A 14,190-nucleotide genomic window follows, 5' to 3' on the forward strand; every position below is an offset into this window, starting at 1 on the left:
GAGCGGCTGCCCGTCATCCTGGAAGCGGCCCGGGGCTCGTCGTCAGCCCGCTCCGAGGGCGAACTGCTCGCGCATCAGCGCCTCGTGGAGCCGCAGGGTGCGGCCGTCCGGCAGGGTCTCCAGAACCTGAACGCCGTCGTAATTGAGCAGCTGCCGCAGGACGGCGGCGAAGCCGTCGCCCCGGGCCGCGGGCATGCCCACGCGCTGGGCGAGCGCGGTGACGGGCAGAGTGCCGCCCACATCCAGCAGGGCGGCGAGCGCCTTGTGGACCTGCTCCTGCTGCGGCTTGCGCGCCAGGCCGCCGAGCTGCGCCTCGTACGTCTCCGAGTGAAGCAGCGCCGTCACCAGTGCCTCAGTGCGGGAGACGACGGTCGGGGTGAGTAGGGCGTCGTCTCCCCCTGGGGCCAGCGCGACATCGAAGAGCGCATCGGGCAGTGTCCCGGGGTCGGGCTGCTTCTTACGGGACTTCGCGGGTGCCTTCTTCGGAGTCGGGTCGGCTGCCTGGGACGTCTGTTCCTCCGGCGCCCGCGTCCCGACCCCTCCGATCGGCCACCAGTTCGGCCGCTGGTCGCCCAGTTCCCGCCACCCCTTGGGCGGTTCAGCCCCGAACGGCAGGAACGCGAGCACCGGGATGGTGAACTCGGCGAGGGACGCCCCGCCGTGGTAGCCGGCCTTGAGGGCGGTGTAGCGGGAGTCTGCGTCCCACAGCGCGACAATGGACGCGCCGGGCTCGGGCCACACCACGCGCGGTCCGGTGAGGGCGATCTCGCGGTCGGCGAGCGGTCCGGTGCCGGGCAGACGGTGGCGGGCGGACGCGGGGTCGGCAGCCGTGGCGACTCTCGTGCCGTGCCGGTCGACGACGTGGCCGTGGTCGCTGGTGACGATGACGGCCATGCCCTGGGTGGCCGCCGCCCGCAGCAGGTCCCGCAGGCCGGGCACGTCGCCGACCCGCCAGGCTCCGTCGCCGAGTTTCTGTTCCTTGCCGAGCCGGTCGTCGATGGCGTTGAGGACGACGGCGACATGGGTCCTGCCGTCGCCGAGGGCTTCCGTAAGCGCCGGGCCGAAGGCGTCGCCCGCGGTCTCGGTGCGCAGGTCGTCCTTGTGGAACACGGCGGCCGGGGCCCCGCCCCACAGCCTCAGCGCGGGGAAGAGCCGCTTTTCGTCGGCCTGGGTGCCCTTCGTCAGCGCGCCGGCGAAGAGCGAGGTGCGGGACACCGCCGTCACGGTGGGCAGGGCGGCGGCCATGGCCCGCCGCCGCGGGGTGTCGTCGGTCGGAAGCGGGTCGAACTCCGCCCAGGAGCCGCGGAGTTCCTCACCGAGCTCGTTCGCTATGGCCACGCTCATGCCGTCGAGCACGAGCAGCAGCACCCGCCGTTCCTCGCCGCGCCGGACGACGGGTCCGACCACACGGTCGAGGAACGTCTCGACGGTGAGCATGGAGCCTGGCGGGGTGCCGGCCTCGGTCCAGGAGGCCAGCGAGCGCGCGAAGGAGGCGTCGATCTGCCGGCGCCAGTCCCTGACGCGCGCGCCGAGGGTGTCGTACGCGGCCTTGAGGACGGGGTCCGGGTCGCCGCCGGCCTCGATGTGCTCCAGTGCGAGGTCCGCCCAGCCGGTCTCGTCGACCTGCCGCTGTATGCCGTCGGCGACGGTGGGTGAGTCGGTGGCCGGGTCGGTGGCCATCCAGCGGGCGAGGCGCTGCCCCATGCGGGCGCGTTCGACGCGGGCGGCTTCCTCCGGTTCGGCGGCGAGCCGGTGGTCCGCCAGCTTCCGTACGGCGTCCCCCACCGCGGCCGGGTCGCCCGTCGCGAGGGCCCGGCCGACGGCGGTGAACCGAGCGTCGAGTCCGCCGCGCAGGACAGGGCTCGCCGCGACGGCCTGTTCCGCGCCGAACTGGCGGGCCAGTGCGGCCGCTCGTTCGAGCACGGTGCCGGTGGTGCGGCGCGCCTCGCGGGCCTGGTCGGCGTCGGCGCCGCCGGTGCGGTGTCCGGACGCCAGCAGGGTGGTCACGTACTCCTCGGCGGACCGGCCGAAGACGGTCACCAGGGCGTCGAGCTGGTCGCCGACGGCCGGGGGCCGGTCGCCGAAGTAGCGTTCGGCGCGGCCCCTGGACTGGTAGGTCTCGGGGGCCGGCTCGGCGTGCTGCCACAGTGCAGCGCAGACGAGGCCGAAGGCGGCGGTGTCGGTGCCGCGTTCGGCGTCGACGAGGGCGAGCAGGGCGTGTCCGGCGAGACCTGCCTGGTCCTGTTCGCCGAGGAAGGCGGTCAGTCCGGCGCGTTCGGGGCCGCGCAGGCCGAGGAGACGTTCGGGGGCGCCGGGGCGGGTCGTCCAGTGCAGCAGGGTCTGGGCGTCGAGCCGGTCGTCGCCGGGGCGTTGGCGCGTGCCGCCCTCGGTGTCGTGGCGGCCGAGGCGCAGACGGCGCTGGGCGAGGGCGGTGAGGGCGTGCTGGCGGGACAGCCAGCCACCGGGCACGGACGGCCAGCCGCCGGGCGGGGTGGCGTCGAGCAGGGCTTCGGCGGCCCAGTTGACGTCCTTGAGACGCGGGTCGATCTGCCGGGCGCCGAACGCCTCGCGGACGACGTCCCAGCTGTCGACCGTGTCGATGCGCTGTTTGTGGACGCGGGCGAGGATCGCCGGGTCGAGTTCGTTCTGTTCGCGGTCGGTGAGGACGACCAGGACGGCGGGGCCGGGGCTGCGACCGGTCAGGTGGTCGAGGACCAGTTCGTGGACGGCGAGAGGCGACGGGGCCGCGGCGACGCCGGCCGCCTTGTCCTCGTCCCAGGCCGGTTCGGCGGGGCCGTCCCACTGGGGCGTGGACCGCAGCAGTACGACGCGGCGCCGTGCCCCGCCTTCCCCCGTCAGGGAGTCGGCGAGGGAAGACTGCGAGGACAGGTACTGGGTGACGGTCGCGGTGTTCAGCCGGACCGCGCCCGGGGCGGCGGCGACGGTGTCCGTCATTCGACGACCTGCCAGGTGATCTCGATGGTCGCGTCGGGGTGGCGGGCGGCCAGTTCGGACAGTTCGGCCTGGAGGTCGGCGGCGGCCCGCGCCGCGGTCGTACGGCGGCCTCCGGACCTCCGCGTCGTGCCGCCGCCGCTCGCCGCGGAGGGCATGTCCTGCGGCTTGATGTAGGAGATGCGCGGGTCACTGGTCGGAGTGTCCAGGGACAGGTCGCCGGCCGAGGGGGGCTGCGGTGCTGCGGGCGGGGGCGGCGGGGTGGCGGCCTGGCTGCGCTTGACCAGGGCGACGACCTCGCGCTGGGTGCGGGCGAGCGCCTCGCGCAGGTCGGCGGTGCGCTGGTCGTCGCGGGCGACGTTGCGCAGCGAGTCGAGCAGCGCCTCGCCCTCGGGCCCGAGCCCGGCGGCGAGTTCCAGCGTGCTCCAGGGCGCGGCGGCGACGGCCTCGGCGACGGCGCGGGCTTTCTTGATGGAGGTGCCGTACCGGTCGGCGCTGGTCTCACCCAGGTCGAACGAGGCCAGGGCCTCCACGGTCTTCTTTGCTCCGGCCGCCCCCTTGCCGGCCTCCGCCGTGAGCGCGTCCAGCAGTTCCAGGGAACTGCGGGCGAGCGGGAGGCGGCCGGTGTCGGCGGTCTGGTCGAGGCCGAGGAAGCCGGCGTGGGCCTCCAACTGGTGCACCAGGTCGGCCGCGTGGTCGCGGTCGGTGCGGGCGGCGTCGATGATCTGGCGGGCGAACTGGTTGACCATGCGACCGCGCCGCAGCGCGGGCGGCTTCACCCCGAAGACCGTCTCGAAGCGCTGCCGTGCCGTGTCCCAGGCGGACTCGGCGGGCAGCGGCTGACTGCGCAGCGCGTCGTGGTCCTTGATCGCGGGCAGTTCGGGCGCGGGGTCGAGGACGGTGCCGCCTCGCACCCACACCCGGTCGTCCATCTCCGCGAAGGAGGCGACGACCAGCCGGGCCAGGAAGTCGGGCAGGCCCCGCGGGTCGGGCCGGTCGGTCCAGTCGGTGAGCGTGATCAGGGACAGGTCCCCGGTGACGCCCTGGCCGCTGGCGAGCTGTCGGAAGTGGTCGGCCCAGTAGCGGGACAGCTCGAAGTAGGCCTCCTTCTGCTGTCCGAGGCGCAGGGGTCCGGCGATCCGCTGCATGAGCCTGCGGTCGGCGGCCGGGACCTCGACCCGTCCGTCGCGCGCCTCGGCGGCGGCCCGGACGTGGGTGAACACCTTCTTCGTGTCGACGGCCTTGACGGCGGTGCCGGTGGCGTCGGGGTCGAGGTCGGGGTGGGCCGGGTACTGGTGGGCGAGGAGCTTGCCCGCGATGTGCCGGACGCCGTCGTGCAGGCTCTGTCCGAAGGACAGGGTGAGGCCGTCGACGTCGGGCAGCGCGACGAGGTGGTCGTCGAAGTCGGGGACGACATCGGCGGCCTGCTTCCGGGCGAGTCCGTACGCCTGCTTGAAGGCGCCCTTGACCTGCTTGAGCAACGCCTCGCGCTGAGTTTCGAGGAGGCCCTTGGCGCGGCTGCGGTTGTCGGCGTTGAGGTGGCCGGCGTACTGGGTGTCGAAGCGGTGCTCGTCGGCGAGGGCCTTGTCGATGACGACGAGGCGCCGGAAGTCGGCGAAGCGCACTGTGGACAGATGGGCGGGCAGCCAGGCGACGGTACGGGACCGCTCGCCCTGCTGGCGCTCGCGCAGTCGCCGGATGCGGTTGACGTCCTCGACCGGGCCCCACTCGCCCTCGTCGAAGGGGAGGTCCATGGCGATGCGCCAGCGGCCGTCCTCCTGCGGCATCAGGTCGTGGTCGGGCAGCTCGTCCTCGTCGGCGACGTTCCCGAAGACGATCTCGGCGGTACGGACCGTGCCGCGCCAGGTGAAGCCGATCTGGTCGCTCAACTGGCCGTGCTCGACACCGAGTTCCTCGGACAGCAGACGGCGGGCGAGGGCCACGCGGTTGCCGGGGTTGTCGTTGACCTGGGCGTTGGCGATGACGGAGTCGACGTCGACGCCGGAGAGTTCGAGGCGGACGCCGGGGTTGGCGTCGGTGCCGGTCTCCTTGATCTCGGGGAACCTCGCCGCCCACTCGGCGACCTTGTTCTTGATGATGCCGACCTCGGCGCCCGGGATCGGCGCCAGGACCGACCCGTGGTTGAGCGCGCCGAGCCGCCGGATCGTCAGCTCGGCGAGGGCGGGCACGCTGGGCGCGAGCGCGGACAGCAGCAGGGTGCACACGAGCCGGTTGTCGCCGGCGAACATCCGGCAGCGGCCTGCACGCTGCGGGTCGCTGAAGGTGTCGGGCCGGTTGCGGTACTGCTCGACGTCGTCCTCGGTGATGTCGTACGAGCTGAGGAGATACGGGCGGAGCTTGGTCTTGTACAGCTTGTCGGCAGCCTCGAAGACGACCTTCAGGCTGTCGGTGAACGGCTTGTCGCCGCCCTCCGCGATCACCGGGTAGAGGTCGCCGACGGGAATGAGCTGCCCGAGGCGGATCTCGTTGCGGTGATCGGCCAGGAGCTGGCCCATCAGCTTCAGACCGGTGCGGGAGCGCTGAAGAGCGGACGAGATGTGGACGAGGGTGTCCATGAACGCCGGCGAGAACGGGTACGTCAGCCGGAACGACTCCGCGTCCGCGCCGGTTGTGCCCTTCTCCGAGCCGAGCAGGGTGTCCCAGACCTGGGTGCCGACCCGCCTCGTCTGCTCGAACGCCGCGTCGACCAGCTTGGCCGCCTCGGCGTCCTTGGGCTTGAGAAGGCGGGCGTGGGCGATCTGCGGGAGGTTGCGGTCCTCCAGGGTGATCTTGTCGAACCGGCCGGAGGCCAGGTTCAGTGTGTCCTGGATGGACGACTCGGCCGCGCCGGACACCTCCTCGCCGACCAGCTCACGCAGGTCGCGCTGGCGGGCGATGAACGACACGATCGGGATGGCACGGCGGGCGTCGCCGCCCTCCACGAAGTTCGTGATCTTGCTGGCTTCACGCGCCACGAACTTCTCGTTGTGGATGAGGGTGGCGAGCCACAGGATCAGCTCGTCCATGAACAGGATCAGGCCGTCGTAGCCGAGCGACTTGGCGTGCTCGGCGATGACGGACAGGCCGGCATCCAGGGAGATGAAGCCGTGCTCGTCCTCGGCTGCGTTCTTGGTGAAACCGGGCAGGAGGTTGGTGCTGGCATCGTTGACCAGCTTGGCGCGCAGCTCGGACGGGGTGGAGGGGTTGAGGAGGTTGAGCGATACGCCCGACTCGTGGTTCTCCTCGGCGGCGAGCGCGGTGTCGAGGAGCTGCGGGGTCCAGGCGAAACCCTCACCCCATTCGTCCTCTTCGCCGTCGTCCGTCTCGCTGCTGCCCAGACCGCGGATGACCGCCTCGTCGCCGTAGGTGGCGCGCTGAGCACGGATGTCGGCGAAGAGGGAGTCGGTCCGGTACACCTGCGGGGTCGGGGCCTCCGGGTGCAGCTTCTTGACGTGATGCACGTACCCGCCGAGGACGCGCTGTTCCAGGGCCTTCGCGCCGAGCATGTGGTACGGCACGAGCAGGAACTTCTTGCCGTCGGTGCTCAGCCACTCATGCTTGGTCAGCACCGGGTCGAACTCGGTACGGGCACGGGCTGCGGGGTCACCGCTGAGCAGCGCGTACAGCACGGCCATGAAGTGCGACTTACCGGAACCGAACGAGCCGTGGAGATACGCCGCCTTGGAGCGGTGCCCATCGAGCGAGGCCTTGATGAGGGCCAACGCCTCGTCGAAGTTCTCCTGCAGCCGCTCGGTGACGACGTAGTCCTTGAGCGCGTGCTGGGCGCCCTCCGGTGTCGTCGCCTCGGCGAGGGACAGCACGAAGTCCGAGGTGGAGATGGACTCCTTGATGTCGATGACATCGCGGAGGAGGGGCTGCTGAGCCATTGCGGGGTCTCGCTCTCCCTGACGGTGGTCGGTGCTGCTGCTCGTACCCGCACACGCGGAGTCCGCCGCCGGGGCCCGATGCCGGTCCGACTCGTCCTGAACGTCACCCGTACGGCCTGCGCACAGCACCCTACATCCGTCCTCCTGCGGACCACCTGCCGTATCCCCTCGCACACCGTCCGTGCGGGCCGCTTCGGCCCCGCCGTGAGCACTACGGCCGCCGTCGCCCCGACCGGCAGGCGTCCAGCAGATGCCGGCTCGCGACCGTGAAGGGGTGCTCGGGGCCCATGCCGCACTCCCGCCGCTCGACGACGTCGGTCATCAGCGCGATCGCCTCGTCCACGTGCCCGAGTGCGGCCCGGGTCCGGGAGAGGAGTTGCCGGGCGGCGAGCACGACGGGGTAGTCGGGCCCGAAGCGTCGTACGTATGTCTCGGCGACCTGCCGGATCTCACGGTCGGACTCGTCGAAGCGGCCCAGGAGATACAGCGCCCACGCGTGGTTGTGCCGGGCGCCCAGCGTGACGGTGTGGTCGGGGCCGAGGACCCGCTCGCACTCCGACGGCAGTGTGAGCAGGGCGCCGCCTTCCTCGGTGACCACCTCGGTGGCGGGCAGCATCTCCAGCAGACTGGCGCGGGCCCGCAAGGTCAGCGGATGCGCGGGGCCCAGTGCCGAGCACCGCCCGGCGACGGTCTCGCGGAGCAGTGCGACCGATTCCTCGCGTCTCCCGAGGTTCGCCAGCACCAGCTGGAGCCCGTACCCGCTGTCGGTGGTGTCGGGGTCGTCGGCGCCGAACAGTCGCTGCTGGACGTCCCGGACCGCGCGGAGCGCCGTTTCGGCCTCGGCGTACCTGCCCAGCCGGAACAGTGCCCGTCCCTCCCGGGAGAGGGCTGCGAGGACCGTGCGGTGGTCCGCACCGAGGTGCCGCTGCCCAAGGTCCGCCGCGGTGCGGGCGGTCTCCCGGGCGGAGGGGTAGTCGCCGGTCCGGTGCAGGGCGACGGCCAGCCGGGTCGTGACGGCCAGCGCGTCGGCGGCGGACGGCCCGCCGACGTGCCGCAGCAGCGCCAGCGCGTGGGGGACCAGCAGACGCAGCCGCGGATCGTGCGGCCCCGCGTCGGGGACGACGGGCACGGCCGCGTCGAGCATGCGGACAGCGGTCGTGTCGAGGACGGACACGAGGTCTGCGGCGGTGGCCGTCGAGACGCTGTCGAGGAGGATGCCGTGACTCTGCACGCAGCGCGTGCCCGCAACGTCGACCAGCTCGGACAGCGACTGGTCGAGGAGGGCTCGAAGAGCCGTCTCGGTGCGGGCACGCGGTAGTACGGCCTCGATGCGGACGTGGTTCAGCAGGGTCAGCGGCAGCGGCTCGGCGGCGAACCGGGCCAGCAGTCGGAGCAGGGCCGCCGCTTCGGGCAGCCCGCGCGCCTCGAACGCGTCGAGGGTGAGCTGCCAGGTCAGGCCGACCAGGTGGCGGGGATCCGCCGGGGACAGCGCGTCGGCCCCGCGGTCGAGCAGCCGGACTCCTTCGTCCCCGTCGAGCTGGTCCCCGTAGGCGTCCATGGTCCACGGGTCGATGACCTGGTGGGAGAGGAAGCCCCCCGCCAGCGTGAGGGCGAGGGGCAGCCGCCCGAGCCGGTCGGCGACCCGTGCCGCCTGTTCCGGCGTCCCGCTGTGCGGGGCGAGATCGCGCAGGACGAGCGCGGCGTCCTCGCGGGGCAGGACCCCGATGTGCTGCAGTTCGGCGCCGGGCCACCAACGGGCCGCGGCACGCCGTGTGGTCACCAGGACGGTGCCGCGCGGGCTTGTGCGCAGCCAGTTGCCGTCCCGCAGGACCTCCGGTTCGTCGGTGTTGTCGAGGACCAGCAACCAGGGCTCGGCGGAACGGTCGAGGTAGTTCCAGACGAGATCGGCGGCAGGTCTGAGTCCGTTGCGCGCCGCGAGCAGTTCGCCGTCACCCGCCCCTCGGTCGGCGGCGACGGCGAGCATGCCGGCGCGCAGACTCGCACGGTCGGCGGCGTTGACCCACAGGCCCACCCGGCCCTGGTCCCCGGTGACCTCGTCGAACAGGGCGCAGGCGACCGCCGTCTTGCCGGAGCCGCCCATGCCGTACAGCACGTAGACCTGGCCGCCGTGCTCGGCCCGGACGCTCTCCCGCAGTCGCTCCATCACCTCGTTGCGGTCGCGCAGCGCGACGGGACACCGGCCGACCGCCGGGCGCCGCACCGAGTCCGGCCCACCGTGCTCCGGCCCGCCACCGCCGTAGTGGTGGTGCTCGCTGATGTGCTGGTCGCCCCGCGACTGGTAGACGCGCCCCTGGTCCTCGGCGTGGCCGTCCGTGCCACCCGTCATCGCTCGGTGATGTGCTGGTCACGTCCCGCTTGGTAGACCCTGCCCTGACCGGACGCGGTGGCGTGCTGGGTGATGCGCCGCGTGGCCGAGCCTTCCGGGTCGAGTCGGTCCAGCAGTGCCCGCAGTTCCTGGACGGCGTCGGGCCGGGCGACCAGCAGCCGCCGGACCGCCCCCTGCCACTGGAGGCGCAGTTCGTCGAGGGTCTGCTGGTCGTCGGCCGCCGTGGCGGCCAGGACGTCCTCGCGTCCGGCCTCCAAATCGGCGGCTACCGTGTCGGCGCGCTCGGGCTGCGTCCGGCGCCAGAGCCGTGTGATCCCGTCCCGCATGTGCTGCCAGGCGTCTGTCGCCATCAACGCGACCAGGGTGGTCCCCGCACCCTGTGCGAGCAAGGCCACTTCTGCGTCCACAGCCGCCCCTCCGTTCACTCGATTTCCAGACACCAGAACTGAACGTGTCACTCGTCAGACGGTGATGCGATCACCTTTGCGGTCCACTTTCATTCCCTCCCTGAGCATCATGGGACAGGGAAGGATCAGTCCTCGCCAATACCCTTACGGAGCAGGGTTAACACCTGGTCAGGTCTTCGCTCTGCACGCTACAGTCACGCATCCCGACCGATCGAGGGGACGACGAAGATGTCCAGGCCATGGGAAGCGGATCCGGCCACGCGTTTCAAGCGACGACTGGGAAGATCTCCCCAGGAACTCGGCAACACCACCGGAACTCCCGACTGCCCGGACATCTGGGAACTCGCCAACGGCGACATCGCCGTCATCGGCCGGGACCTCACCGAGTCCCTCGGCAGGAACCTTCCCGACGGGGTCTCGATCGGATCGGACGAACGCCTCGTGGTCATCCCCAGGAACATGCTCATCGCGGCGAAGCCGGACATCCCCAGTGTTTGACTCCTTCCCGGACGGCGTCTCCGACCGCCTGGACCGCCCCACGTACCACGCCGACCTGGGCCGGACCTACACCGGTGGCGGGATCGACTTCCTCAACAAGCTGGAACGCGGCCAGCACTTCCAGGAGCGCGGCTTCGCCAGCTGGGAGGCCTTCGCAGCCGGCGACTGGGAGAGGGCGTTGACCCTCGCCGACGAGAGGCGCGAGGAGTACGCGCAGGAAGTTCGGCGGGCGTCGGAACGGGGCGTCGCGCACCGCCGTCTCCGGGTGGTGGAATTCCCTGTCACGCCGTATGTGCAATGGGAGTTGAGCGTCCTGCGCGTGCGTGTGGGCGTGGGCGACGCGATCAGAGTTGTCGACGCTCGCGACATTTCCAGCATCGAGCGGAATCACCTGGTTCCAGAGGTGGTGATTCTCGGCGATGTGGTCATGTACGAGGTCGTGTACGACGAGAACGGAAACGCGGCGGGCGCCAACCGCTACACGGACAGCTCGCTGATCCGGGAAACCAACGCCGGGTTCGATGCGCTGTACGAACGTGGCGAGGGGTTCCACGACTTCTTCGACCGGGAGATCGTTCCCCTGCCCCCGCCGCGGGGGGCCGGTACCTCAACGGGATTTCGCGGGTAGCGGTGATCAGCGACACCGAGTGACGGGCGAGCCCTCATGCCGACAGGGCACCGCCCCCGATGGTGATGACGCGAACGCCGCCCTCCCGACCGCCGCATCCGCGGCCGAGAGGTCACTCATGGCGTCGGCGAGGCAGCGGTGGGCCGTGCCGCGTGAGCTGCTCGTGAACTGGGGGTCGAAGAAGTTGGAACGGGTGCCGGAACTCGTGGACCGGGTCACCTTCCGCCGCCTGTTCGAGACCTTCGAGCACACCGCCTGGCGGCTGGAGACGCGGCGCGGCTACGCGTCGGACCGGCAGGACCCCGACTTCCAGGCCTTCCTGACCACCGGCTCGTCGCCCTGCGACCCCGACGAACCCTGGTTCGCCAGCATCAGGGCCCAGACGGACGCCGGCAGAACGGTCGGCCGGGTACGCATCGCCGACGACCCGCCCACCACGGAACAACTGTTCCTGCTCGACTACACCCGGCACAACGCCGCCTTCGGTGAGGACATCCGATACCTGTGGCGCGAGGACGCCGCGCGGTCCGGCCTTCCCGCCGAGGACTTCTGGATCTTCGACTCACGGCTGGTCGCCCTGCTGCACTTCGATGATGCGGACAACCTGCTCCACATCGAGCTCATCACCGAACCGGCCGAGGTCGTGCGGTACGCCATGGTGCGCGACGCGGCGATGCGCCACGCGGTCCCTCGCGATCAGTTCGCCGCACAGGCCGCCCCGACCGCATAGCGGCGTGACCGGTGAGCACCGGTTATCAGCAGGCACGGGCGGCGTTGGGTACGCGGCTGCGCGAACTCCGCTTCACGTGCCCCGGTGGTCGGCTCACCGGTCAGCAGCTCGCGCAGCGGCTCGGGCGGCCGGGCTCCAAGGTCAGCAAGCTCGAGAACGGCAGGCAGACGGCCACCCCCGAGGGCCTGCGGGCGTGGGCCGACGCGACCGAGCATCCGGGGGCGTACCCCGAACTCGCCGCCGGACTGGCCGGATTCAACTCGCGCAACAGGTCATGGCGACGAGCGCCGGCCACGCATCACGGGCAAGCGCAGGGGAGCGCGGGTCGGCGCCTCCGTCGAAGATCGGAAGGCCGGGCTCCCTTGGGCAGCCAGAGGGCACGCGCGGTGTCAGGACCTGGCGTCCTCCGGCTTGACGGCAGCGGTGTCGGTGTCAGTGTCCGCGCCATGCTGTTCAGCGTGTACGGAGGCGAAAGACTCGTCGTCTTCCACTACTTCGCCGTCCACGACTTCCCCGTCCATCACTTGGTGCGACGGGTCTGCCAGCGGCAGGCCGGCGAGGTGCTTCTTGAGCCTCTTGGCCATCGGAAGGTACGTCGCAAAGGTGAGACCGCCGGACACCACGGCCCCCACGACAGGGATGGCCTTGGAGACGCCCTTCGCAAAGGACTGCTTGGTCATCTGAACACCGAGGTAAGCCGCGGACTTCTTCACGAGCGGGTAGATGACGCCCTTGGTGAGCGCCTTCTGTGGCAGCTTCTTCGCAACCTGCTTCGACATCATCCCGGCGACCTTCCCCACAGCGACGTTCGCCGACTGGGTGCCGAACATCACGCCGAAGAACAGCGTGAGCACCCCTACGGTCGCGTCATCAACGTCGTCGCCCTCGCCGGAGAACAGATCGGGCCAGCTGTAGAGGTAGGCGAGCTTCTGCGAGATACGCAGCATGTGGCCGACGTACTGGGCCAGGTCAGCGGGCACCGTGGCGGGAAGGGCGAGGATGCCGGGTATCCCGGCCGCGGCCGAGAGCGCGCTGACTTTGGCGGTTTCGTAGCGGATGGAGTCCTTGGCGACCTTGTCGAGGAGCTCAACAGTGATGCCCGCCGCAGCAGGAGTCTCTTCTATCGCTCTCCGGATCTCGTCCTCGGAGCAGTGCCGAGCCAGCGCACTTCGGAGGTACGACTCCCTGTGGATACGCACGCCGGGCAGCTTCGCCGCTGCCAGCAGCACCGCGAAGAAACGCGACTCGGGGTGCTCGATCTCTTTACCCTGCTTCATGGCAGGAATTTACCGTAGCTCCGAGCCGCAAGGGCCATGATGTAGAGGCTTCGTTGAGACCTTGCAGTAAAAGTGACCGTGGCACGAAGGCCGACGCCGGCACCACGCCGACGGCCACTCGGTATGGCGACCACCGCCGCGAAACGAGCGCCTGCTTGCGTACGTGACAGCCGTGGCGACCTACGCCCACGCAGCGTGGTGAGCAAGGCGCTGAGGCTCGTGAAGGTGCACCGTGGAGACGGGATGCGCAGGGCCCACGCGGCAAGCACACGCCCACCGGAAGGCCCTGCGATCGGCGCTACCTCTGTCAGCGTGCCGCGAACTCCACGAAGGCGGCCCACGCCGTGGGTTCTACGGCGAGTGCGGCGCGGGCGGTGTCCTTCGAGTCGCGGACGTGGACTGTGGCGGGGCCGGTGGCGACCTCGACACACTCTCCGCCATCACCCGCGCTGTAACTGCTCTTGAACCAGGCAAGTTTGTTCAGGCCAAGCTCGGTATTTTCCCCGCTCATCTCTCTCCCAACAGCTTCTCGATCAACGCTCGCGATTCTGCCGGAGTGTGTGCTTGTGCGCGCAGGGACCCATACGTACGTTCAAGCTCTCTACCCTTCTGACGCTCCGTGTGGACCCGACTGTCACCTTGCACCTCCGCATAGGCGATCCTGCGCCCATCCTTCATCTCCATCAAGGTGAACGGACCAGCCAATCCTGCGTGCTCTTGACGGGAGAGCGGCATCACCTGGACTTCCACGTTCCGCTTCTCGTCGATGATCAGAAGTTGTTCCAACTGCCCCCGCCACACCGTCTCACCGCCGAGCGGACGCAGGAGCACAGCCTCCTCGATCACAAAACTCAGGTGTGGGACGGGCCTCTGCTCGATGATCTCCTGACGTGCCAGCCGAGCGACCAACCGCTGCTCGATGACCTCTTCGTCCAGCTGCGGACGCCACATGACGAACACCGCCCGCGCATATTCCTCGGTCTGCAAGAGCCCTGGCACAGCCTGAGTGGCGTAGACGTGCAGCACAACCGCCTCGGCCTCCAGCTTGGCCGCGCCCTGGAAGAACGCCGGATACTGGGCCCGAGCCACCTCCTCCTTGCTCGCGCACAACACGCCACGTGCGTCCAGCGCTTCATCAACTTGGTCGATGAACTTCGGCGGTGGGACTCGCCTCCCCTGCTCGAACGACGCGATCGTCGAGGCTGAGTACCCGGTCAGCGACCCAAGTCTCGCGCGATCCAGGCCCGCCCGCTCCCGGAACAGCTTCAACTGCCGCCCGAACACGCACAGCATGCCCGTGCCGACCTCGTACTCCTCCGGCTGCTGAACCTCGTCGCCCACGCCGCAGCTCCTCTCGTACAACCGCCCAGTCAGCCAACTCGGTGCCTGGGAACCGGTCACGCCCAACACCACGTACAAGCGCACCGACCGCGTGTACAGCCCGCACCCGTCAGCGCGTCGCTC

The 14,190-nt window shown here is 70.5% G+C and carries 9 protein-coding genes and 2 pseudogenes; 4 read left to right on the forward strand and 7 right to left on the reverse strand.

What is annotated here, in order from left to right; genetic code table 11:
- Positions 1 to 42: 42 nt before the first annotated feature.
- The 4 genes from pglZ to B9S64_RS11525 form a co-directional block, all read right to left on the reverse strand.
- Complete coding sequence (pglZ, locus tag B9S64_RS11510; RefSeq protein ID WP_103493995.1) at positions 43 to 2,955, reverse strand: BREX-2 system phosphatase PglZ; 2,913 nt, start codon at positions 2,953 to 2,955, stop codon at positions 43 to 45.
- On the reverse strand, positions 2,952 to 6,839 hold the full coding sequence (locus B9S64_RS11515; protein WP_103493996.1) for a phage resistance protein: 3,888 nt from the start codon (positions 6,837 to 6,839) through the stop codon (positions 2,952 to 2,954). Before B9S64_RS11515 ends, pglZ begins: the two co-directional genes overlap by 4 nt.
- A gap of 211 nt (positions 6,840 to 7,050) precedes the next feature.
- On the reverse strand, positions 7,051 to 9,186 hold the full coding sequence (locus tag B9S64_RS11520) for a tetratricopeptide repeat protein (protein WP_103493997.1): 2,136 nt from the start codon (positions 9,184 to 9,186) through the stop codon (positions 7,051 to 7,053).
- Complete coding sequence (locus tag B9S64_RS11525; RefSeq protein WP_103493998.1) at positions 9,183 to 9,593, reverse strand: hypothetical protein; 411 nt, start codon at positions 9,591 to 9,593, stop codon at positions 9,183 to 9,185. Before B9S64_RS11525 ends, B9S64_RS11520 begins: the two co-directional genes overlap by 4 nt.
- A 228-nt stretch (positions 9,594 to 9,821) precedes the next feature.
- Between B9S64_RS11525 and B9S64_RS11530 the strand changes: the two genes are divergently transcribed.
- The 4 genes and pseudogenes from B9S64_RS11530 to B9S64_RS11545 all read left to right on the forward strand — a co-directional run.
- Positions 9,822 to 10,091, forward strand: coding sequence for a hypothetical protein (locus tag B9S64_RS11530; RefSeq protein WP_103493999.1), 270 nt, complete (start codon positions 9,822 to 9,824; stop codon positions 10,089 to 10,091).
- Positions 10,084 to 10,719, forward strand: coding sequence for a DUF6879 family protein (locus B9S64_RS11535; RefSeq protein WP_103494000.1), 636 nt, complete (start codon positions 10,084 to 10,086; stop codon positions 10,717 to 10,719). The genes B9S64_RS11530 and B9S64_RS11535 overlap by 8 nt, the downstream gene beginning before the upstream one ends.
- 120 nt (positions 10,720 to 10,839) lie before the next feature.
- A pseudogene (locus B9S64_RS11540) lies at positions 10,840 to 11,449 on the forward strand (DUF6879 family protein); the annotation flags it as partial.
- Positions 11,450 to 11,460: 11 nt separating this feature from the next.
- Positions 11,461 to 11,736, forward strand: a pseudogene (locus B9S64_RS11545) (helix-turn-helix domain-containing protein); the annotation flags it as partial.
- 102 nt (positions 11,737 to 11,838) lie between these two features.
- Here the strand turns inward: B9S64_RS11545 and B9S64_RS11550 are convergent.
- From B9S64_RS11550 to B9S64_RS11560, 3 genes are all read right to left on the reverse strand, one after another.
- A complete protein-coding gene (locus tag B9S64_RS11550; protein ID WP_103494001.1) occupies positions 11,839 to 12,726 on the reverse strand; it encodes a hypothetical protein in 888 nt (295 codons plus the stop codon).
- A gap of 307 nt (positions 12,727 to 13,033) precedes the next feature.
- The gene (locus B9S64_RS11555) at positions 13,034 to 13,237 is read right to left on the reverse strand and encodes a DUF397 domain-containing protein (RefSeq protein ID WP_103494002.1); all 204 of its coding nucleotides are present in this window, start codon (positions 13,235 to 13,237) and stop codon (positions 13,034 to 13,036) included.
- Positions 13,234 to 14,067, reverse strand: a complete 834-nt coding sequence (locus B9S64_RS11560) for a helix-turn-helix transcriptional regulator (protein ID WP_103494003.1) — start codon at positions 14,065 to 14,067, stop codon at positions 13,234 to 13,236. Before B9S64_RS11560 ends, B9S64_RS11555 begins: the two co-directional genes overlap by 4 nt.
- Positions 14,068 to 14,190 lie beyond the last annotated feature (123 nt).

Origin of the sequence: Streptomyces sp. SM18 (assembly GCF_002910775.2) — a bacterium.
Classification (GTDB): Bacteria; Actinomycetota; Actinomycetes; order Streptomycetales; family Streptomycetaceae; genus Streptomyces; species Streptomyces halstedii.

Bases quoted from the DNA above. Each gene is read 5' to 3' on its own strand.
- pglZ (WP_103493995.1), bottom strand. From the start codon at position 2,955: ATGACGGACACCGTCGCCGCCGCCCCGGGCGCGGTCCGGCTGAACACC.
- B9S64_RS11515 (WP_103493996.1), bottom strand. From the start codon at position 6,839: ATGGCTCAGCAGCCCCTCCTCCGCGATGTCATCGACATCAAGGAGTCC.
- B9S64_RS11520 (WP_103493997.1), bottom strand. From the start codon at position 9,186: ATGACGGGTGGCACGGACGGCCACGCCGAGGACCAGGGGCGCGTCTAC.
- B9S64_RS11530 (WP_103493999.1), top strand. From the start codon at position 9,822: ATGTCCAGGCCATGGGAAGCGGATCCGGCCACGCGTTTCAAGCGACGA.
- B9S64_RS11550 (WP_103494001.1), bottom strand. From the start codon at position 12,726: ATGAAGCAGGGTAAAGAGATCGAGCACCCCGAGTCGCGTTTCTTCGCG.
- B9S64_RS11555 (WP_103494002.1), bottom strand. From the start codon at position 13,237: ATGAGCGGGGAAAATACCGAGCTTGGCCTGAACAAACTTGCCTGGTTC.